General features: G+C 36.6%; 18 protein-coding genes. 13 read left to right on the top strand and 5 right to left on the bottom strand.

The features are described from left to right. The first annotated feature begins 96 nt into the window (after window positions 1-96). Window positions 97-867 (top strand): hypothetical protein, encoded by a 771-nt coding sequence (locus HF196_RS01610; RefSeq protein WP_168455526.1) that lies wholly within the window; start codon window positions 97-99, stop codon window positions 865-867. 139 nt (window positions 868-1,006) lie between these two features. Beyond that, window positions 1,007-2,812, top strand: coding sequence for a succinate dehydrogenase flavoprotein subunit (gene sdhA, locus HF196_RS01605; RefSeq protein WP_168455525.1), 1,806 nt, complete (start codon window positions 1,007-1,009; stop codon window positions 2,810-2,812). On the opposite strand, the gene HF196_RS01600 is transcribed toward sdhA, so the two are convergent. Together HF196_RS01600 and HF196_RS01595 are read right to left on the bottom strand one after the other, a co-directional pair. Continuing rightward, entirely contained in the window at window positions 2,784-4,844 is a 2,061-nt protein-coding gene (locus HF196_RS01600) for an ankyrin repeat domain-containing protein (protein ID WP_168455524.1), read from the bottom strand. The genes sdhA and HF196_RS01600 overlap by 29 nt on opposite strands. 837 nt (window positions 4,845-5,681) lie before the next feature. Continuing rightward, window positions 5,682-6,983: a cbb3-type cytochrome c oxidase subunit I gene (locus HF196_RS01595; RefSeq protein WP_168455523.1), complete on the bottom strand. Its 1,302-nt coding sequence runs from the start codon at window positions 6,981-6,983 to the stop codon at window positions 5,682-5,684. 70 nt (window positions 6,984-7,053) lie between these two features. Between HF196_RS01595 and HF196_RS01590 the strand changes: the two genes are divergently transcribed. After that, a complete protein-coding gene (locus tag HF196_RS01590) occupies window positions 7,054-8,862 on the top strand; it encodes an ABC transporter ATP-binding protein (protein WP_174855507.1) in 1,809 nt (602 codons plus the stop codon). A 21-nt stretch (window positions 8,863-8,883) separates the two neighbouring features. On the opposite strand, the gene ispD is transcribed toward HF196_RS01590, so the two are convergent. The 3 genes from ispD to HF196_RS01575 all read right to left on the bottom strand — a co-directional run bounded on the left by ispD (window position 8,884) and on the right by HF196_RS01575 (window position 11,819). Then, entirely contained in the window at window positions 8,884-10,116 is a 1,233-nt protein-coding gene (gene ispD / locus HF196_RS01585; RefSeq protein WP_168455522.1) for a 2-C-methyl-D-erythritol 4-phosphate cytidylyltransferase, read from the bottom strand. Between the two features lie 21 nt (window positions 10,117-10,137). Further along, window positions 10,138-10,845, bottom strand: coding sequence for a triosephosphate isomerase (locus tag HF196_RS01580; RefSeq protein WP_168455521.1), 708 nt, complete (start codon window positions 10,843-10,845; stop codon window positions 10,138-10,140). Window positions 10,846-11,630: 785 nt separating this feature from the next. Continuing rightward, window positions 11,631-11,819 carry a hypothetical protein gene (locus HF196_RS01575; RefSeq protein ID WP_168455520.1) on the bottom strand — a complete coding sequence of 63 codons (189 nt, stop codon included), beginning with the start codon at window positions 11,817-11,819 and terminating at the stop codon, window positions 11,631-11,633. A gap of 172 nt (window positions 11,820-11,991) precedes the next feature. Between HF196_RS01575 and HF196_RS01570 the strand changes: the two genes are divergently transcribed. The 10 genes from HF196_RS01570 (at window position 11,992) to HF196_RS01525 (ending at window position 21,818) form a co-directional block, all read left to right on the top strand. Continuing rightward, entirely contained in the window at window positions 11,992-13,170 is a 1,179-nt protein-coding gene (locus HF196_RS01570; RefSeq protein ID WP_168456251.1) for an aspartate aminotransferase family protein, read from the top strand. 106 nt (window positions 13,171-13,276) lie between these two features. After that, complete coding sequence (locus tag HF196_RS01565) at window positions 13,277-14,560, top strand: HlyC/CorC family transporter (RefSeq protein ID WP_168455519.1); 1,284 nt, start codon at window positions 13,277-13,279, stop codon at window positions 14,558-14,560. 9 nt (window positions 14,561-14,569) lie between these two features. Further along, on the top strand, window positions 14,570-14,827 hold the full coding sequence (locus HF196_RS01560) for a DUF2312 domain-containing protein (protein ID WP_168455518.1): 258 nt from the start codon (window positions 14,570-14,572) through the stop codon (window positions 14,825-14,827). After that, entirely contained in the window at window positions 14,828-15,529 is a 702-nt protein-coding gene (locus HF196_RS01555; protein ID WP_168455517.1) for a UbiX family flavin prenyltransferase, read from the top strand. Next, window positions 15,513-16,400, top strand: a complete 888-nt coding sequence (gene folD / locus HF196_RS01550; RefSeq protein WP_168455516.1) for a bifunctional methylenetetrahydrofolate dehydrogenase/methenyltetrahydrofolate cyclohydrolase FolD — start codon at window positions 15,513-15,515, stop codon at window positions 16,398-16,400. The genes HF196_RS01555 and folD overlap by 17 nt, the downstream gene beginning before the upstream one ends. Window positions 16,401-16,414: 14 nt before the next feature. Beyond that, complete coding sequence (locus tag HF196_RS01545; protein WP_246198580.1) at window positions 16,415-17,218, top strand: polysaccharide deacetylase family protein; 804 nt, start codon at window positions 16,415-16,417, stop codon at window positions 17,216-17,218. Between the two features lie 25 nt (window positions 17,219-17,243). Further along, window positions 17,244-18,818, top strand: coding sequence for a penicillin-binding transpeptidase domain-containing protein (locus tag HF196_RS01540; protein WP_168455515.1), 1,575 nt, complete (start codon window positions 17,244-17,246; stop codon window positions 18,816-18,818). A 99-nt stretch (window positions 18,819-18,917) separates the two neighbouring features. After that, window positions 18,918-20,078: a hypothetical protein gene (locus HF196_RS05790; RefSeq protein ID WP_174855505.1), complete on the top strand. Its 1,161-nt coding sequence runs from the start codon at window positions 18,918-18,920 to the stop codon at window positions 20,076-20,078. Window positions 20,079-20,172: 94 nt separating this feature from the next. After that, window positions 20,173-21,450, top strand: coding sequence for a proline--tRNA ligase (proS, locus tag HF196_RS01530; protein WP_168455514.1), 1,278 nt, complete (start codon window positions 20,173-20,175; stop codon window positions 21,448-21,450). Then, window positions 21,447-21,818, top strand: a complete 372-nt coding sequence (locus HF196_RS01525; protein WP_168455513.1) for a holo-[acyl-carrier-protein] synthase — start codon at window positions 21,447-21,449, stop codon at window positions 21,816-21,818. The genes proS and HF196_RS01525 overlap by 4 nt, the downstream gene beginning before the upstream one ends. Window positions 21,819-22,442 lie beyond the last annotated feature (624 nt).

Below are 22,442 nucleotides of genomic sequence, written 5' to 3'. Positions count from 1 at the left end.
AGAAGCTGTCACAAATTATATTAATTTTTTAACCAAAGGGCTTGACTTTCAGCAAGATTTATTATATTATTAATATAATTAGAATAGGTAGATAATATGACCTTACTTGAAATCGTCCGTAGGGAAGGGATAAAGCATAACGAAAAAATTAGAGAGTTGCGAGAATTCCTTGGTAAAAATCATGAAATACCTGTTGATAAGGAATTATTTAGATCAGCTTTATTTACAAAGAATGCTGTAAATATGAGAAAAGAGATAATATACCTTATTTTGCACCACTGCATTAAATTCAATAGTGGAAGGTCTGAGAAAGAAGAGGTATTATCATTTCAAAACGTGATGAATATTTTAGATGAAGCGGTACATAAATTTATTACTCTTGAATATTTTGATATATTGATAAATTTTCGAGATCAAAATAGAAATACATTATTACATCAAGCTGTCATAAGTAACAACATTAAGGCAATAGAAACCCTTTTGAAATATGGTGCAAATCCTTTGATAAAAAATAGAGATGAGCATATTCCATTAGATTTAGCTGAAGGAAAAACAAGAGAAGTACTCGTTAAATGTATGAAAGACCAAGCTGAATTGAAAAAAGAAAATGCTAGATATAGTAGTTTAATCGGTATTATACCTGGCATTTTTCTTGGTATTGGAATTGGTGTTGGTAGTGCTTTAGCAGGGCCTTCGATGGCTATTATGTTAGGCACAATCGCAGCATCTGTTCTCATTGTTGGAATAGCGGTTGGACTAGCTATATATTTCTTAAGTCAAGATCGTGAACAAGCTAAAGCGATAGAAAAAGTTATCAAACCTTCTTCTATCAATAATAAAGTGTCTCATGCACATGAATGGAGATGATAAACATCCTTAATCAATTGCATAGCCATTAGTACCGCTTCTTTTTCTTCTCTCTGTTATGTCCACAAAACCTAGAAAACTTGTATAGATTTTTTCCACTTCTGTGATATCATAAGGCTGTAGTTATGAATAAGCAAATATGGATAAAGCAGCGTATGAGATTTTAGAACATGAGTATGATGTAGTAGTGGTAGGTGCAGGTGGAGCAGGGCTCAGAGCAACACTTGGAATGGCTGCCACTAATTTTTCAGTTGCTTGTATCTCTAAAATCTTTCCTACGCGCAGTCATACAGTTGCAGCGCAAGGTGGAATTAGTGCAGCTTTGGGTAATATTGGCGAGGATGATTGGCGTTGGCATGCGTATGACACAATAAAAGGTTCAGACTGGCTTGGCGATCAAGATGCAATAGAATATATGTGTAAAAACGCTGCTAAAGCTGTTATTGAACTTGAAAATTTTGGTGTACCTTTTTCTCGTACAGAAGGTGGTAAAATATACCAGCGTCCCTTTGGAGGAATGACAACTCACTTTGGTAAAGGAAAATCAGCGCAACGCACTTGCGCAGCAGCAGATAAAACCGGGCATGCAATTCTCCACACTCTATATCAGCAGTGTCTTAAATTCAACGCTAAATTCTTTGTCGAGTACTTTGTAATTGACTTAATCATGGACAATGAAACTGGGGCATGCTGTGGAGTTCTTGCCTGGTCATTGTGCGACGGTACGTTACATAAATTTCGTGCACATAGGGTGGTGCTAGCAACAGGTGGGTATGGACGTGTTTATTTCTCTGCAACAAGTGCACATATCTGCACGGGTGATGGTAATGGCATGGTAGTAAGAGCTGGACTGCCGCTTGAGGATATGGAATTTGTACAATTTCACCCAACAGGAATATATGGCTCAGGATGTTTGATGACAGAAGGATGCCGTGGTGAAGGTGGATATCTTGTTAATTCTCAGGGTGAGAAATTTATGGAACGTTATGCACCAAAAGCAAAAGACTTAGCCTCTCGTGATGTAGTAAGTCGCGCAATAACAATTGAAATTAGAGAAGGAAGAGGTGTTGGACCGAAAAAAGATCACATGTATTTGACTATAGCACACCTTGACCCAGAAGTAATAAAACTGAGGCTTCCAGGGATTAGCGAAACCGCAAAGACCTTTGCAGGAGTTGATGTTACTAAAGATCCAATACCAGTTATTCCAACTGTTCACTACAATATGGGTGGCATTCCAACCAACTATCATGGAGAAGTGATTACGCTAAAGAAAGGCAAGGAAGAAGTAGTGGAAGGCTTATTAGCAATTGGAGAAGCAGCATGTGTTTCTGTGCATGGTGCAAATCGACTTGGTTCTAACTCGCTTCTTGATCTTGTGGTTTTCGGTAGAGCTGCAGCGCTCAGAGCAAAAGAGAAATTAAAACCCAATACACCACATAAAAAATTGCACTCAGATTGCACAGACTGGATAGTTGATAGGTTCAATAAGATGCGATTCGCTTCCGGAGGGCTTAAAGCGTCAAAAATACGCAGTGCGATGCAAAATACTATGCAAAAATATGCATCGGTATTCCGTGTTGCTGAAGTTTTAGAGGAGGGCAAAAAAGCCATAAAAACAGTGGCAAAAATGATGCCTGATATTGCAATTGAAGATCGCAGTATGGTATGGAATAGCGATTTAGTTGAGGCACTAGAGCTTGCTAACATGATTCCGCAAGCAGTTATCACCATGGAGTGTGCAGCCAACCGCGAAGAGAGTAGAGGTGCCCATGCTCGTGAAGATTTTCCTGAGCGTGATGACAAAAACTGGATGAAGCACACTATAGCGTGGCTCGAAGAAAAGAAAGATCAGATCAATGTAAAAATTGATTACAAAAAAGTCGCCGAAAAAACTCTGAGTGATGATATTGATTTCATCGCCCCGGAGAAGAGGGTGTATTAGTTATATCACTGGATCTACCGAAGTGTTCTGTTGATGTATTTTCCATTTTACTGCTTGGGTTTCCTATATCTTTATCAGTTGAATCTCCAAAAAGCTTCTTAATGCCGTTAAATCCTAAAGTTAAAGTAAGGCATATGACCCCAGCAATAGCTATCATAGAAACTGCTGCTCCAACTCCAATCTGTCCCTGAAAAAATGCAAATGCTGCCATTGCAACTACAGTAGTTGTTATTATAATTGTTAACAATTCACGAGTTCTACTTGCTGGATCCATGTATTTTCCAAAAGCAGATATTCCTTTTTTTAGACCAGAACCTATACCATGTGCAGTATTTAGCAACTGCCCCGGAAGAGTTTTGATGTTGTATTTTTTCTCAAGGTACTTTTTTATTTCTCTAGCTTTTTCTCGTGCTTCCTGTGGCGTGCTTGAATAATCTTTTAGATCTCGTAGAGCTAAATAGTACTTTTTAGTATGAAATTCTGGATCTTTTAACCACAAAGAACTAGAATTAGCACCATTTTGCAATAATTTTGCACAAAACTTTGTTGTATTGTCATAATTCATTGCTGGATCAAAAACTGTTTCTTGCGATAAGTATTTAATACTTTCTTTTTTTGCTTTTTTCTTTAACGTTAACCTTAGAGGAGTATCTTTTTCTCCATTGGGTGTATTTATAGCCTGACTTAATTGATCTCCAGATATTTTTTCTTCTTTCACTAAGCGTGAAATCAGATCCAAGCATATAACTTTTTGTTCTCCCTTGAATGAAGCAATATAGTGCAGAGCATTATTTCCTTCTTTATCCTCAGCAGTAATATCAGCACCATTTTTTAGTAATAGTTCTAGGGTTTTATATCTGTGAGTACTCTCAAAACTTACCAGTGAAAATTCTTCACTCTCTTTTTGCATGTGCTGAAGTAGTAAGTGAAGAGGAGTTAGCTGATCCTCGTTTGGAGCATTTATCAATCCTTTTTCAGTAGAAACATTACAAGTATGCTGTAGCAGTTTCTTAAATCTACCTATATCTTTATCTAAAATAGCTTTATGTAATGGAAAGCCACCGGCAGTAATTTTGGCTGTTTTAATTACAATCGGGCTTTTTATTTCTTGACTTAATTGAGATTTCCCTACTGATCCTTCTAATTTTTTTAAGAATTTATGATAATATGACTTTTGTTTTTCATCTAAACTTTGTAGTACCTTCTGAGGTAACTCTAATTGGTCTGGCTTGGCTCCATGTTTTAACAATTTCACGAGGAACCTGAGTGTGTTATCGTTACTACCAATTGTATGAGATTCGTGCTTTCCTTTTGTTATCTTATTAATTAGTGCTTCTTGAAGAGGGGTTTTCCCCGGATTTTCACCATCAATAAGTTGTATTAGATTTTCTTTGGTAGCTGTTTTTATCAGAGTGCCTAGAAACTTGAGTTTCTGTTTTCCTTCTAACGACGCAATAAGGTGTAAAATATTTTTTCCTTCCTCATTTTTTATGTTGCTAATATCTGAGCACTCTTTTAGATGTTTTTTAAATTTACTGTTATTTCTCTTTTCGATTGCTTTTAGTAATTGAGCACTGGTATTCGTTATTCTGTTGCTTGTTTCTACTTTAGTATTATCCTCACCTTGACTGCAGATAATACTATTATTAGTAATGTTTGAAATTACCTGTCTAACTTGACCTTTAATTTCAATTGATACTTCGTCTGACTGTTTTATTTTTCTATCTAATACTGGAAGAAAACACTCAACATAATACTTATAATATCCTGCTTGCTTTCTGAGTGACTCGTCTAATTTAGTTAGCACTTCATGGCTAGCACCATCCTTTAATAACCCTATACATTCCTTGATAGCGCTATCTCGACCTCTCGGTTTTTTACGTTTATGATCTTTTTTTGTTACCTTTCTCTCTATCGCTCTTGATAATTGCTTGTCTTTTTCTTTTCTATCCTGTTCTTGCTTTTCATTTTCATCTATGCATTCTTTTAATTTATCCGCATTAGTAGTTAATGCATTTATATCTATACCCATACTAAACCCCCAATATTAAAAGCTATCAGCACTAAAGCTAGTTGAATTAGACTTTTAAATTGAGCTAGATATTGTATGTGTAATCGAAATACAGGTGAAAAGGCAGAGAACTCGTTTCAATTAAAAAATTTGTTATCATGGCTAAACCTCACTGCAGCATTTACCTACTATTTTAACTATTTAATCTTAAAAAATAATAAATGTAGTTAAAGTGAGTTAGAAATACAATATTGTTGAAACTAAAATAAGAGGCTGCAAAAAGCAGAAAATTAAATGTAAAGCAACTGCTGTTCACACTAGACTGACTGCATAACTTTTGAGATTTATTTTAAAATACCGGTGTTCTCAACGCTTTCGAATTGCTTTAATATTTAAGAAATTTACCAAATGAAGAAAAAAAGCAAAAGAAACCCCGTGGTGGCTAGTTATTTACTTTTGTGTCGAAATGTTGGCGTTTTTTTATCCTAAACGTTTAATAAGTGCGACTTAGCTGCTTTTTAATGCAACTTAACCTTAGCCATAAACGTTTAAGAAACTCACTAAGCAGAAAAAAAGCAAAAGAAACCCCGAGTAGCTAGTTATTCACTATCTATCTTATGATATTGGCGTTTTTGATGTCTTAAACGACTTATAAGCGCGTTTCAGCTTGTATAGGTAAAAAACCAGAAGTTTTAAAAAGACATAAGGTGCACATAGTGCAAAAAATTAAACATGAGACGCCAAATATGCTAAGTTTTTTTCTCATTTAATCTGCACAGACTGAAGATAAATAATAGCTTCAGTCTCATTATAAGAGTAACGGCGAAAGTTGTCAAGTAGTTTTTTTAGTTCCGTTTCTTAGTCGGTACGCGCCCTGCCTTTAAGCAAAGATAAAAGCACAATTATTACGAACAGCATTCCACCAACAACTGATACAGCTCCACCCATAATAAAACAGATACGTGCTAGCACCGACGAAATGCTTGGTAAATCCGCAACTTTCCTTAAAGCGCCATATCCACCAAGCCATACAAGGCCAGTAATATGGAGAAAATGTCCCAAACTGTATGCATAAATCTGTAATCTTACTATGGAGCTTTTTATCTCTTTACAGCCTAGTTTTGGCAACAGCCAGTAGACAAAATTCATAAAAGCTATAGTGATACCAACCACAGAACCATGGTAATGAGCAGGAATGGTGACATTTCCCTCAATAGTCAGCACTCCAAGTACGCCTCCATAGATGAACAATACAAACGAATGGAGCAAATAATTGCCCTTCTCATCAAGTAAGGTTTTTATGTTGCGATACACGAGCATTATTAAGAAACATGGCAAAACTGCTCCAGCAATCCTCATATGCCAAGTAAAGAACTGTATCAATTCAGCACTATCCACCGAATAAACAAAATATGTAAACGGTGCGCCTACAACCAAAATCGTGTTTATAAACAGTGGTAAAATGGTGATTTTGTTGTTTGAAGCTAAGCTAATATCACTGGAACTTAGCATTATCAAATAGACTAAAAACACTCCTTGAGCAAAGGCAAATTGCAATAAATGTCCGCCTCCCCAAAAGAGATACTCGTAAAATAAATTCTTATCTGAGTGATATAGGCCTGTAGGCATATTTTTGTGGGCTAGAACAAAGCAAAGAAGCGACGACACAAGTATAATGACCAGCCCAACTTGTCCAACGGAAAGGTATGAGGCCTGTTTATTTGACATGTAGGTGAGGACTGCGTTTATCAATATGCTGGTAATAAACAAACTGAGTCCAAACAAAAACAATTTGTTTTGTAATACGGGTATATAGTTACTTTTGATAACCTCAGTGCTTGGAACAAATGCGGATATAAACATCAGCAGCATGGAAAGGGTTGAGAGAATCCATAGAAAGTTGAGCCAATTATTGGTGTTTTGTAGGTTTATGATAAAGAGTAGAGATATTATAGAGCACATCCACACCAAAATTGACAAGTTCACGTGTATCACCAGCGCATTATCAAAGATATATTGTGCAGAAGGAACGAGAGAGGAAATAAAAGGTAATCGTAGAGAAATAACAATTATTGACAGCAACCCAGAGCAAGCAAGAGCACATACTGCTAAGAATATCCATTTTCTACAGAGTGGAGCGTTATTTTGTATGCTGAGCATGGTCTTTCTTACTTTTAGGTACTATAATACAAGACAGTGTACATTTTTCAAATTGATATACGTAGTTCAAATGAATGACATAACAACAAAGCAAGTCATATCTTTCATCCTGAAAATGCTGCGCCCATTTCAGTTTCATATTACAATAGTATTGCTGACAGCATTAGTCTGGGCTGTCGATGTTTCCTTTAATCCATACTTAGTAAAAGTCATTATAGATCGCGTTTCAATATCAACTGCAAACAATCTTTTTGATAACATAGCAATTCCTGCCATATTCTACGTGCTAATCTTATTTGTGCTTGAGTGTATTTTCAGATTATACAACTATTTTTTTGAAATTAAGATGATTCCCAATCTCCGTAAAAACATTGTTGAATCAAGTATTTCCATATTATTAAATCAAGATAATAGTTACTACCAAAATAACTTCTCTGGCAGCCTTGCCAACAAGGTTAATGATTTGACAAATTATATTCCGGATATTGTACAAATTACAATTGATAGGCTTGTAAGCCGCGCGCTAGCGCTTGGCATCGGAATTTACTTTCTATGGCAAGTGCATATCAGCTTTGCTTTATTGATGCTCACTTGGTCAGCAGTATTTGTCCTGTCTTCTTTCTTGCTTGCGGAGAAGGTAACGAATCTTGCAGATGCATGGTCAGAGCTTGGTTCAAGCATTACTGGCAAAATGGTAGATGTATTCTCAAATATCATGTCTGTAAGGTTATTTGCCAGCAAATACCAAGAAAGATTATCTTTGCGAGCTACTCATAGCGAAGCTGTTAAAGTAGAGCAAAGACTTCAGTGGCTGTATACGTGGATTTTTGCTTTCTATGGCTTTTCGTTTTTAATCATGCAAATACTTAATTTGCATTTCTTAGTTAAAGGAAGAGAACAAGAATTGATTACTACTGGAGATTTTGCTTTCGTTATGACTGTTAACATAGCAATAGCTAATTTTCTTTGGATGATAGCTAAAGATTTCTCACAGTTCTCTAAGTCATGGGGAAGGATTACTCAGGCTTTGAGGACAATTACTGCAGTTCCTGAAATTGAAGACCGGCCAGATGCAGCAGATCTGGTCATTAAAAAAGGGGAAATTACTTTTGATAAAATTCATTTTCATTATAAAGGTGCAGAACCAATATTTGAGGACAAGTCCGTAGTAATTGAATCTGGTCAAAAAGTAGGGCTTGTTGGTTACTCAGGTGGTGGCAAGTCAACATTTGTTAATTTAGTTCTTCGCCTTTACGATGTAAAATCTGGAAAAATTTCAATTGACGGACAAGATATTCGCAATGTAACCCAGGATTCTTTGCACAGAAACATTGGAATGATTCCACAAGATCCATCGCTTTTTCATAGGACTCTGATGGAAAATATTCGCTACGGCAAAGCAGATGCTAGTGATGATGAAGTGATAGAGGCTGCCAAACGCGCACATGCTCATGAATTTATTTCAAAATTGCCACAAGGTTATGAGTCACTCGTTGGCGAAAGAGGTGTAAAACTTTCAGGTGGGCAGAGGCAGCGTATCGCAATTGCAAGAGCTATTTTAAAAAATGCTCCGATATTAATTTTGGATGAAGCAACTTCGCAACTTGATTCTGTAACTGAAAGTGATATTCAAAAGTCCCTATGGGAGTTGATGCAAGGCAAAACTACAATAGTAATAGCCCATCGTCTATCTACACTTTTGCATATGGATCGCATTTTAGTCTTTGATCAAGGTAAAATTGTAGAAGACGGCACACATCAAGAACTTCTCAGTAAAAATGGAATGTATAAAACCCTATGGGATACACAAGTTGGTGGATTTTTACCAGAGGAAAGTGGAAAGGCATGCATCAAGGGGTGCATTGAAGAGCAAACGTGAGGTATTTGTTTAGTGTTGATTTTATTCATATACGTTCGGTGGAACTACCTTATATAATAATATAGAGGCATGTGCTGCTATTCCTTCATTCCTTCCAATAAAACCTAGTTTTTCTGCCGTGGTTGCTTTGACATTTACGAGTTCACTATCGATCTCTAATGTTTTTGACATGAACTGTTTCATTGCTACTTTGTAAGATGATATTTTAGGCTCCTCGCAAACTATAGTGATATCCAAATTAGATACACGGTATCCTTTGTCTTTTGCCTTTTTAGCGGCAAAGCTCAGGAAATAAGATGAATCACAATCTTTCCATTCAGATAAGCTCGGGGGAAAGTGATCTCCTATGTCGCCACATCCCAGTGCTCCCAGTATTGCGTCAACAACTGCATGTATTACAACATCACCATCGGAATGTGCTTCTATTGCCATGTTGTGCTCAACTTCTATACCGCAAATTTTTATAAAGTTTTTATCCTTGCTTTGAGCTTTAACGAACTTGTGTATGTCATAACCAGTGCCAATACGATATTTTGGTTCTTCAAGAAGAAGCTTTGCCATATTAATATCCTCTTTTGTAGTCAACTTAAAATTACTTTTCTCACCTTTAATAATTGCAACATGTTTTTTGTGATCTACCATTAGCGATGAATCATCAGTGAATTCTTTGGTTGATTGGTGGCATGACAATAGTTCTTTGAAATTAAAGATTTGGGGAGTTTGTACAGCTCTGAGTTTTTCTCTTGAAATCGTGGAGTCGATGAAATTATCATTTGCTAATGATATGGTGTCTTCGACTTCTATTGCTGGCACTACTCCTGCATGCTGAACATCAATCATGGACTGAGCTAAGCTATCTATTAAAGCATTTGATACGAAGGGCCTGCAAGCATCGTGTATAACAACAAAATCTGGATTAATTTTTTGTAAGCTTTCAAGTCCCAACTTAACTGAATCTTGCCTACTTTTTCCTCCGTATATTGGACTTAGTAGTTTAGTACCTATACCTTCTGTCATCAAAGTAGCTGACACTGGCTCATAGAATCCTTCATGATCTTTATTAATTACCACTCTTACATAATCTATGTATTGGTTGGTCAAAAGTTTTTTGGTTGTATGAAATAAAACAGGTTTGCCTACCAGTTTTATGTACTGCTTAGGAATCGCGCCACTACATCTACTGCCTACTCCTGCTGCAACTATTAATGCTGCTATTTTGTATCTTCTTAATTTATTAGTGTGCATATCTATCACAGGATCCTTGCATTACTAATCTTAGAGTTGATAGGTTCTTTCAACTTGTTGTACAATTTTATAAAAGCGATCAAAATCTAAGCTTGCACTACCAATTAAAACTCCTGATAAATTTGATATATTCAACAAGTTTTCTATATTTTCTGAACTAACTGAACCGCCATATATAACATCCTTTTTGTCAGTACAGGACTTTATTACTTCTATTACCTCTTCAACTGTATCATTGCTTGGTACATGTCCTGTGCCTATTGCCCATATAGGTTCATATGCTACGGTATATTCACCGTGTGTTGGCAAGCGGTTTTTGCATTGATATTCTATTACTTCCTGTGTTTTGCCGCGCTTGTAATCTTCTGCGTTTTCGCCCACGCAGATAATTGGATGTAAGCTTGATTCTATTGTTGCTTCTGACTTAAGCTTTATTTTACCGTCTGTTTCGTTGATTCTTTCAGAATGCCCAAGTATTATGTAAGTGCACCTTAATTCCTTCAGCATCTCTACACTAATCTCACCTGTATAAGAACCAGATTTTTTGTGATGACAGTTCTGTGCTCCTATACTAACATTATTGCTTAGCTCTATGCTATCTGGAAATGATGTAAAAGGTGGGCAAATTACGAGCTTAGAGGTAATTCTATTACTCTTGTTGTTGAGCTTGCCTATAAAGTCAACAAACGAAGATCGTGTTCCATTCATCTTCCAATTTGCTACAATTAAAAAGGACATTAGTTTTGCTTATATAGGCAAAAATGTCCCAAATAGTACCAAAACAAATTCCTTACACACTTGCTTGTTAACTTAATAAAGTGAGCCATATAAGATGCGTTTTATTAACCTCTATTTGTGTAAATGTATGTACCTAGTTGAGAAAAAATAAATTAACTTTATGGGATAAAGTAGAGTTGAGTCAATAAAAAGTTTTTTTACCACTGCCTACTTCTATCAAACTTTCCCTTTATTATAGATTTCTTGAATTTCACTGATCCAACTGGAGTCCTTTGCAGGCTCTTAAATTGCTTTAGCTATGAATATTAAGAAATTTACCAAATGAGAAAAAAGGCAAAAGAAGCCCCGATCGGTGGCTAATTATTTATATTAACCTTATAAATTGGCGTTTTTTTATTCTTAATGTCTAATCTAGCTGCTTTTAAGCTGCAACTGATCTAATTTTAAACGTTAAGAAATTTACTAAGCAGAAAAAAAGGCAAAAGAAACCCAGAGCAGCTAGTATTCAAATTCTCCCTTGTTCTATTTGACGTTCTATACTGTCTTAAACGACTTATAAGCTCGTTTCAGCTTGTATAGGCGAAAACCTAGAAGTTTTATGAAAACATGGAGTGCACATAGTGCAAAAATTTAAATATGAGACGCCAAATACAAAGTTTCCTTTGTCGTTTTAATCTGCAGATTGCGAAGTTAAATGAATAGCTTCAATATAATAAGTGGATTTATGGAGGTTGTCAAGGAATTTCTATAGTTGCTTTCTTAGACCATTGTCAAAAAAGCCACAATTAAATTAATTCTTTAGGAATAGTGTGAAGAGTGATATCGTAGTATTTTATTAGGCAAAACTCACTATCTGCGTCTGTTAGTTGACTTCTGCTGCATCCATTATTTTTGCTACTTGTTTGGCCTGTTTCTTTAAATAGCTTAATAACTTCTAATTTAAATTCTTCTGTATATTCCCTTTTATTTGCCATATTACACCCCTTTGAAAAACGTTTTATTTGACTCCAAAAACGTCTTAACTTTCTCTTCACTTTTTCTGGGTAAGGTCATTTTAGAGCAGTTAATTTACAAACATTAATTATTCGTTGATAATAATGTAATAAGTATAGTTACAAAATTTTGGATAGTACTGCAACACTGAAAATGAGCCATATTGTTAATGCATACAATAGATTTGAAACCTCTATAGTTAGGGGAGAAGGTGTATACCTTTTTGATCAAGATGGCAAAAAATACTTAGATTTTGCTGCGGGTATTTCTACATCCTCCTTAGGGCACTGTCATCCATACATAACAAATAAGCTGAAGGAACAGTTGGATTTATTATGGCACTGCTCTAACATTTTCACTATCCCGCAGCAAGAAAGGCTTGCTGAGCGTTTAACAGCACTTACTTTTGCGGACAAAGTTTTTTTCTGCTCGAGCGGACTTGAAGCAACAGAAACTGCAATAAAATTTATTCGTCGTTATTTTTATTCAAAAGGGCAAAAAAAGCGCAACCGCATCATTACAATCGAAGGAGGATTTCATGGCCGCAGTATTGCTGCAATTTCTGCCGGAGGAAATGAAAAATCACGTGAAGGTTTTGCTCCACTCCTTGCCGGTTTTGATAGAGTACCAAGAAATAACATCAAAGCGCTAGAGGAGAAAATTAGCGATGAAACTGCTGCTGTGTTTTTAGAGCCCATACAAAGCGAGGGTGGAGTGTATACACTGGATGTAGAATACCTTCACAAAGTAAGAGAAACAACAAAGACTCAAGGAATAATTTTGTGCTTTGATGAAGTGCAATGTGGATATGGACGTGTCGGTTCTTTGTTTCATTATCAAAATATAGAAATTGAGCCTGACATGTTAACTTGTGCAAAAGCCATGGGCAACGGATTTCCTCTAGCTGCGTGTTTAGTAAAAGATTATATAGTAGAAGCAATTACTCCGGGAACTCACGGATCAACTTATGGTGGTAATCCTCTTGCCATGACTGTCGGTAATGCGGTGCTTGATGTAATGCTCAAAGAAGGCTTCTTTGAGCACGTTAGAAGAGTTAGTAAATACCTAAAAAAAAGACTGCTGCCTTTAGTTGAGGAGTTCCCGGAAATAATCTCAGAAATTTGTGGAGAGGGCTTGTTAATAGGAATAGAACTTAAGACACCTTTTGCTGATAAAATTGTTAGCCGATCTCTTGACAAAGGTTTAATAATAACTAGAGTTTTAAATAATAGAGTGATAAGAATAACTCCTCCTCTTGTTATTGAGGGTAGACATGTAGATATAGCCTATGATATACTCTATGGTTTATTTTCTGCAGTTAAAGATATATAAATGTTTTGAGTATATAAACCTAATTATACAGAACTTCAAACTTGCAAATGCTTCTTATAATATATAAAATTAACTCTGTTTTTTGTTGCAATAACATCACACTTTAATGGATTGGTTATTGATTTCAGTATTATCAATAATTTTTATTTTATTGATTTTATCGTTTTTATTTTCAGGAGCAGAAATAGGGTTAACTTCAATTAGCCGTTCTAGAGTTAATAAGCTGAAACTGGATGGTAACAAAAGAGCCAAGGTAATCGACCACTTGTTAAGTAAAAAAGAATTAACAATAGGTACGATACTCCTCGGCAACACAATTATTAACATTACTTGTTCTGCTTTATTTACAGCAATAGTTATAAACTTCTTTGAAAATGAAGGCGTCTTTTTCTTAACAGTTATGATGACCTTTTGTATTTTGCTGTTCTGTGAGGTGTTGCCAAAAACCTATGCCATGCAAAATCCCGAGAAGTTTACGTCATTCTCTGTTTATTTTGTACTGTTCTTTGTCAAGATTTTTTCTCCATTGACATTAGGTATTCAGTTGATTGTCAACTTCATTCTAAAGTTGTGTGGGCTTCATAGGAATAGGGAAGTAATATCTGCAGCAGATGCAATGCGTAATATGATTGCTCTTCATCGCAGTGAAGGAACCATGTTGCAACAGGATTTGGATATGCTGAGTAGCATACTTGATTTAGCTGAGACAGAAATATCAGAAATCATGACCCACAGGAAAAATCTATTTTCTCTTGATATAGATCAAAAAGAGGAACTAATAAGAGAAATTTTAACCAGCAGTCACAGTAGAGTGCCTCTATGGCAAAAAGAACCGGATAACATTGTCGGAGTAGTTCACGTGAAAAATCTAATAAACGCTTTGCGTGAAAAGGATAATAAAATAGAAGAGGTTAATATCGCTCAAGTTATGTCAAAACCTTGGTTTATACCAGAAAGTACGCCGCTTAGCGTACAACTGCATAACTTCCGTAAAAATAGGAAACACCTTGCATTTGTTGTTGATGAGTATGGAGCGCTGCAGGGAATAGTAACTCTTGAGGATGTATTAGAAGAAATAGTTGGAGAAATTTCTGATGAGCATGATTTGATCACGGAAAATTTTATAAAGAAAATATCTGATAATGTGTATCACATAGAGGGAGAGTCTACTATTAGGGATATTAATAGACAGTTGCATTGGAATCTTCCTGATGAAGAAGCTACAACTCTAGCAGGTATGATTGTGAACGAGATAGAGCGCATTCCTGATGAAGGTGAAGAATTTTCCATGTATGGTTTTTACTTTAAGATTTTGAAAAAAGATAAAAACATTATTACTACTATTGAAGTGCAAGTGAAAACTGATAATACTATAACAGCAATTAATTAGTTGAGTTTTATGGAAGACACAGTAAAAGTAGTAGCTGACGAGTTGAAAGGTTACGTGGAAAGAATTGAGAAGCTTGAACAAGAAAAGAAGGATATTCAAGATCACATCCGTGATGTGTATGCGAAGGCTGCGGATGAGGGTTGGGATACGAAAGTTATGAAGCAAATTGTCAGGCTTAGAAAGATGGATGATGACGATAGAGAAGAGCAAGAGATATTGCTTGATACTTATAAGCGTGCATTGGGAATGAGTTACGAAGAAAACTAAGTGAATAGCAGAATTGTAATTGGAATAAGTGGGGCATCAGGTTCTGTTTATGGCGTGCGAATTCTGGAAGCGCTAAGAAATGTTAATAAATTTCTTGTACAATCCTCTGTTGCTCACGTACCTTCTTCTGTTATCCCAGTGCTTGACACTGGGATCCAGGAGAAAAAAAATATAGATTCCAGCCTCACGTGCTGGAATGACACCAAATTTGGTTACGAAACTCATTTAGTAATAAGTCATGCTGGAAGGACAACTCTAGCTCATGAAGTGACAGAAAGGCTTGAAGATGTTACATCACTCGCAGATTTTTACTATTCTGAAGAAAAAATAGGAGAAAAAATAGCAAGTGGTTCATTTAAAACTTCAGGGATGATTATTGCTCCCTGTTCTATGAAGACGATGTCTGAAATTGCATCAGGTGTTACTTCCAACCTATTAACAAGGGCTGCAGATGTAACTCTGAAAGAAAGAAGAAAATTAGTTCTTATGGTACGAGAGTCACCATTGCATCTTGGTCATTTACAGAACATGTTAAAATTAACAAAGATGGGAGCGATAATCGTTCCACCGGTGCCAGCTTTTTATATCAAACCAAAATCATTGGATGATATTATTAATCATTCTATTGGCAAAGTATTGGATTTATTTAATATTAAGTTACCTGATTTTAAGGAGTGGCAAGGAAGTGACAATTATTATTGATGGTAAAAAAATAGCAAGCGACCTGTGCGAAAGATTATCACAAAAAATTAATATTTTAAAGAAGAAGCACAACATTCTTCCTTGTCTTAAAGTGATCCTCGTAGGAGGCAATCCAGCAAGTCAAGTCTATGTTCGCAATAAACAAAAAAAAGCAGAATCAATAGGAATAAGTTCCGAGACCATTGTTTTGCCGGACAATATCTCAACAGATGAATTGATCACAAAAGTTAATGAGTTAAATGTAGATCCATCTGTGCATGGTATTTTAGTACAATTGCCTCTACCGAATCATATTAATGCAAGTAGGGTAATTAACGCAGTAAACGTTGAAAAAGACGTGGACGGCTTTCATGACGAAAACGTTGGTAGATTAGTTAAAGGTGAAAGAAATTGTCTTATACCTTGCACCCCTAGAGGTTCTTTGTATTTAATTAAATCAATTGAGGAAAACCTTTCAGGTAAAAATGCAGTTGTGATCGGGAGGTCAAACATCGTAGGCAAACCGATGTTTCACCTATTGCTGCAAGAAAACTGCACTGTTACGATTCTACATTCACAAAGCAGGGATCTAGTTGAATATTGCTCTAAAGCAGATATAGTAGTTGCAGCAGTTGGAAAGCCAAATTTTGTTCAGAAAGATTGGATAAAAAAAAGTGCAATAGTAATTGACGTTGGCATAAACAGTGTGAATGTAGGAGAGCGAACAAAGCTTACAGGTGATGTTGACTTCGAGGAGGTGAAAGAAAAAGTCAAAGCTATCACACCAGTGCCAGGAGGTGTTGGCCCAATGACCATTGCGTTTTTGATGGTGAATACTGTTATTGCTGCTTGCTTGCAAAAAAAGGTTGATGCTTCTGGTTTCGTAAGCTAAGGTTTTTAGCTGCAATGATATGGTTAAGCGGGATGAAAGGTGTTAAAATGAGATGGTTGAAAGGATGGCTAATAACAGTTTTTCTTTTACTACACTCAACCACAGTTTTCTGTAATGGTTGTAATTTCAATTTACCATATCGTGGGCTCAGTTGTAATCTGGATCTGTCACATAAAAATTTAAGTAGTATAAAAAAATTGCTGAGTAGCAGTGATAAATTTGTTGCACTGACATTTGATGATGGGCCGTCTAACAATAGAACAGGTGATATTGTAAATATTTTGGAGAACTATCGGGCAAGAGCAACGTTCTTTCTTCTTGGCGAGCGTATAAACAAAAAAACATCTGAAGTAGTAAGGCAAATCCATGAGACAGGTCATGAACTTGGCAATCACTCTTGGTCGCATAGAAAATTGACGTTACTTGCAAGTAAGGAACAATTACAGGAGTTGGAAAAGACAAATATAGCAATTAAAAATGCAACAGAGCAGAATATAAAGTGGTTTCGTCCACCATATGGATGTCATGATGACAGCCTGATTGAAAACACTGATCGATTAAACATGTATTCAATATTATGGACAGTTGACTCTCTGGATTGGCAAGGCGACGAACCAGAGATCTTAGTTGAAAGAGTTGTAAGCAATGTACATAATGGAGCGATCATATTGTTCCATGACCATGATAACAAATCAAATACAGTTGAAGCTTTACCTCATATTATTAGAATACTAAAAAAATCAGGTTATGAATTTGTTACTTTAAGTGAGTGGGAAGAAAGGGTTTGTAATGTAGTAAAACCAGAGGCATACCAATAGGAGAAGTGCATTTTGAAGGAATCTTATGCGGACAAAAAATAAAGTCTTTAACCGCAGAGCGTTTATACTGGGTGGTGTTCAATTTGCCATTTCTATAATTTTTAGTTGCAGATTATATAATCTACAAATACGAAACAGACAGAAATACGAAGTACTGTCTGACAATAATAGAATAAGAATCGCCACTATTATGCCTAGGCGAGGTAGAATTTTAGATAGGAATAGCGTTGAGCTTGCAGCAAACAAAATTTCATATATTGTTCTATTTGATGGGCAAAAAATTTCTGGTCAGGAAGTTGACTTGCGCACATTACCAGAAATTGAATCTAAGATAGAAAAGTCATCAGAAGCAAAAGTAACTGCTCTTTATAAACGTTACTACCCGTTTGGTTCAATATGTTCTCATATACTTGGGTATATAAAAAAACAACAAGGAATGAGTGAAGTAGGAGTAAGTGGCATTGAATATACATATGATAATATATTAAAAGGTGAGCCAGGAAAATCTGAGCATGAAGTAAACTCTAAGAAACGTGTTATAAGAGAATTGTTAAGCATACCGCAGCAAGACGGGCAAGATGTGCAGCTAACAATTGATATTGATCTGCAGAAGAAAATTGCAGGGGTATTTCAGGGTCACAAAGGTTCCGTAGTGGTAGTTAACGTAAATAACGGAGAAATTTTAGCGTTATATAATTCACCTTCTTATGATAATAATCTTTTTACTAGCAGATTATCGAATGAAACCTGGGAGAGTCTAAATGCTCCTTCATTACCACTTGTAAATCGTGCGTTATCGTATCAAATTCCGCCTGGTTCAATATTTAAAGTAATAGTTGCACTTGCAGGGTTAAAAGACGAAATAATCACACCAGAAGAAAAATTTGCGTGTAGGGGCTACATGAAAATAGGGGAGCGGAAATTTCGTTGTTTAAGGAATAAAGTTCATGGATACGTATCTTTAAATGAGGCAATGGCTCTTTCATGCAACACTTATTTTTATAATGTAGGGAAAAAAATAGGTGTAGACTCTCTGGTAGAAGTGGCCAGAAAATTTGGTATTGGAAACGGGAAACTGATTGGAACCTTTAAGGAGGAAGCTCCGGGGTTGCTACCCGATAGAGATTGGCGCGCGCGGAAGCTATATTCGCAGTGGTATTTAGGTGACACTATCAACTTAGTTATAGGACAAGGATATATACTGACAACGCCGCTGCAGCTTGCAATTCTTGCAGCAAGAATTGCAACAGGGAGAGAGGTGGTTCCTCACATTGAGATGAATAAAACGATACAAAATTTTCCTAATATTGATGTAGATCATGAGCATCTAAGCATAGTTCGAAAAGCTATGCTTAGCGTGGTAAATGCCAGAACTGGAGCCCATAGAAAAGAACTTGAGTTTATAAGAGATATACAAATCGCCGGCAAAACCGGTACACCGGAGATAAACTCTAAGGGCGAGAGTCATAAATTATTTATTGCTTATGGCCCTTATCATAACCCGCGCTATGCAATCTCTGTATTCATAGAACACGGCAGAGCTCCACGCCAAGATGTTGCTATGGCAAGTGAAATATTGCGATATATGCTTAAGAAATGATCCTATGAGATATGATATGACCAATTATACATAAATTGTTGACAGGTGTAATAATTTAACTATTATCGTCAATATTGTATAAGCTAGAAGGGTAAAAAAATGCGTACACTCAGTCTAGGTCCTTTAATTGCTGCTCTCTCATCATCTATATTGAGTCTTACAGCTGGTCACCATCTTTCTTACGTTATTGCAGCAGTTTCTGGTGCTGGTGTCACTGCAATAGTTCCTTTAGCAATTTTTGCTGTCTCTACAGTTATTGCACTGATTTCAGTAGCGTATCTTGTTAAACTAGCTGTTTCTAGAGCTGGCAATAAGAAAGAAATAGGTCTTAGTGGAGAGAAGCTTAGTCAATCCGGCCACACTGTATCTCAAGAACCGCAAAAATTTGTGTGTAAAAATTTTACTAATCTGGAAAATAAGTCAAATATGCCTACTCTTACACCGCCTCCAGTCAAGCCTGGAGCACAGCCAAATTCGAGCCCCAGTGTACCACCTCCACCTCCTCAATTGTCACACAGTGCTGCTCCGCCACTACCGCCGCTGCTGCCGCCTCCATTGCCAAAAGGTGTTCCACCTCTACCTTCGGGTTCTTCAAATTCACCAATTCAACCGTGTAATGCTGGTTTATCTGCAGAAATAAGAAATAGAAGTACAGAACTGAAGAAGCCTAATATTCCCGATATTCCTAAAGGTGGTGCTAGAGATGCTTTGCTCAAAGAAATCAGACAAGGAAAAAGGCTCTTAACCAGGAAAGAGCATGATGATAAGTTAAAGCAGATGGCAGAAAAGAAGCCAGGCAATAATGAAAGTGGGCAACAAGAAGATTTGATGGCTGAACTTCTGAAAAAACTTAATGTAAGAAGAAAAGGAATTACTGGGTCAGGAGTATATGGCAAGATGTCAGATATGATTCCTGAACCGCAGTCAAGGAGTCGTAGTAATAGTGTATCGAGCAGTAATAGTGAAGAGTCTGAACAAGATTGGTGCTGTGATGAAGATGAGTATCCACCACATCTAACTCCTCCATCAGACAATGAAAAAAGAGGCAAAAGTCCTGACAGCAGCTGTGAATCTAATGATGATGCAAAATCTAAACCCACATCTCCATTGCTACCACCTAAGCCTGATAATTTACAAACAAGACCTAAAGCTCCTCCTGTAAAAAAAGAGTGTGATGCAGGTCCAGTGAATGGTGAGATAAAAGACCCATCTACTCTTCCTGTTAAGGAGCGTGCTAGAATGTTTGAAAATTATAGGTAATAGAATGGAGATGTTTTAGCGCTTCCCTTCTTAAAATAAGTTTACCTACGGATCTGATTGTACTAAAATTACTCAGTACGATCAAATTTGTTAAATGCGCCTATCAAAATATTACCTACCAACTTTGAAAGAGACCCCGATTGGTGCTGAAATTGCTTCTCATCAATATATGTTACGTGCGGGCTTAATCAAGCAGACAGCGTCTGGCATTTATTCTTGGTTATCGCTCGGTCTGCGCGTGCTTAGGAATATTGAAGATATCATCAGAGATGAAATGAATAAAGCTGGTGCGATTGAGGTATTAATGCCTTGTGTGCAACCAGCAAGCCTTTGGCGAGAATCAGGGCGTTATGACGATTACGGTAAAGAGATGCTGCGCATTAAGGATAGGCATGAGAGTGATATGCTTTTTGGGCCAACGCATGAGGAGGTAGCAACTGATTTGATTAGAGGTACGGTAAAAAGTTACAAGGATTTGCCACTTTGTTTATATCAAATTCAGTGGAAGTTTCGCGATGAAGTAAGGCCTCGTTACGGCGTTATGAGAGGTAGGGAATTTTTGATGAAGGATGCGTATAGTTTCGATATAGACTATGAAAATGCACTGAATTCATATAATTTGATGTACAAAACTTACATAAAAATCTTCAAACGCATGGGACTTACTCCAATTGGAGTAAGAGCAGACACAGGGCCAATTGGAGGAAATTTAAGCCATGAATTTCACATATTGGTAAGCACTGGTGAGAGCACTTTATACTACGACAATAAGTTTTCTGAGTTACTGGAAAGTGAAGATATTGAAAGCCTGAAGAGTATATACGCAGTTGCAGATGATATGCACGACCTCGAAACTTGCCCTATACCGCAAGAACAGTTAAGCGTTAGTAAAGGTATTGAAATAGGGCACATTTTTTATTTTGGTGATAAATATTCGAAGCCAATGAATGCAAAAATCACCTCACATGATGGAAAAAATGTCAACGCGCATATGGGTTCATATGGCATTGGAGTTTCAAGGCTTGTTGGTGCAATAATAGAAGCTTTTCATGATGATAAAGGGATTATCTGGCCAGAAGCAGTGGCTCCTTTTATGATTGGCTTAATCAACTTACAAACAAAAACTAGCGAATGCATGGAAATTGCAGATAAAATATACAAAGCTTTAAAAAGCGATGAAGTGCTTTACGATGATACGGAGGGAAGCGTAGGAGTGAAATTTGCTAGAATGGACCTAATAGGCTTACCGTGGCAAATAATTGTTGGAAAGAAAGCAGCAAGTGAAAATATAGTTGAAATAAAGAATAGGACAACTGGAGAAATTGAGAAAATGCAGATTGAAGAAGCAATAAACCGCTTCAATGCAGAATGATACGCGGTATTGGCACTGACATAGTATATATACCAAGAGTATTGAAAATACTGCAGAAGTATGGAGAAAAATTCCTCAATAAAGTCTACACTGAGCAGGAAATAGAGATAAGCAGAAAGTACAACAGTCAGGAAATGCAAACAAGGTATTTTGCTAAACGTTTTGCAGCAAAAGAGGCTTTTGTTAAAGCACTAGGCAGTGGGTTCAGCCTGGGCATTACAATGAAAGATATAGAAATATACAGTGACGTAAGAGGAAAGCCGTACATTGCCATCAGCAAGGATTTTATTCCAAAGGAGCATGTAATACACCTTTCTTTAAGTGACGATAAAGATTACGCCACTGCGTTTGTTGCAATCTGCTGCTAATCTTCACGTTTGAACAGACATAGGCCTACAAGAAGTATATCTGTGTCTGTTCAAGAGTTGGTCAATGTTAAAGTAAAAGCGGTGCCTTCCAAATAATCTTTTTCTTGTCATCTCCGTATGATGTCATCCGAATAGCTGACACTGGGATCCACTCTTTTTTTTACTGGATTCCAGCGTCACGCGCTGGAACGACACCCTTCACAGACTTTTGAATTGCTTTAGCTATAAATATTTAAGAAATTTACCAAGCGAGAAAAAAAGCGAAAAAAGCCCTGGTCAGTATTTATTTTCAGTATTGGCGTTTTTGTGTCTTAAACGCTGCAATTTAGCTGCTTTTAAACGCAACTAGTCTAAGCTATAATATTTAAGAAATTTACCAGACAGGAAGAAAAGACAATAAAACCCCGAGGTAGCTAGTTATTCCACTCTCTATTTTAAAATCCGGCGTTGGGTGATGTCTTAAACGACTTATAAGCGCGTTTCAGCTTGTATGGGCAAAAACCCGAAGTTTTAAAAAGACATGCAGTGCACATAGTGCGAAAAATTAAACAATAGTACGCCAAATACAAGTTCTCTTGTCATTTTAACCTGTACAGATTGGGAAGTTAAATAATAGCTTCAGCC

It is taken from the genome of Wolbachia endosymbiont of Ctenocephalides felis wCfeJ (assembly GCF_012277315.1).
Taxonomy (GTDB): Bacteria; Pseudomonadota; Alphaproteobacteria; order Rickettsiales; family Anaplasmataceae; genus Wolbachia.
This window is presented reverse-complemented; position numbering and strand designations above follow the sequence as displayed.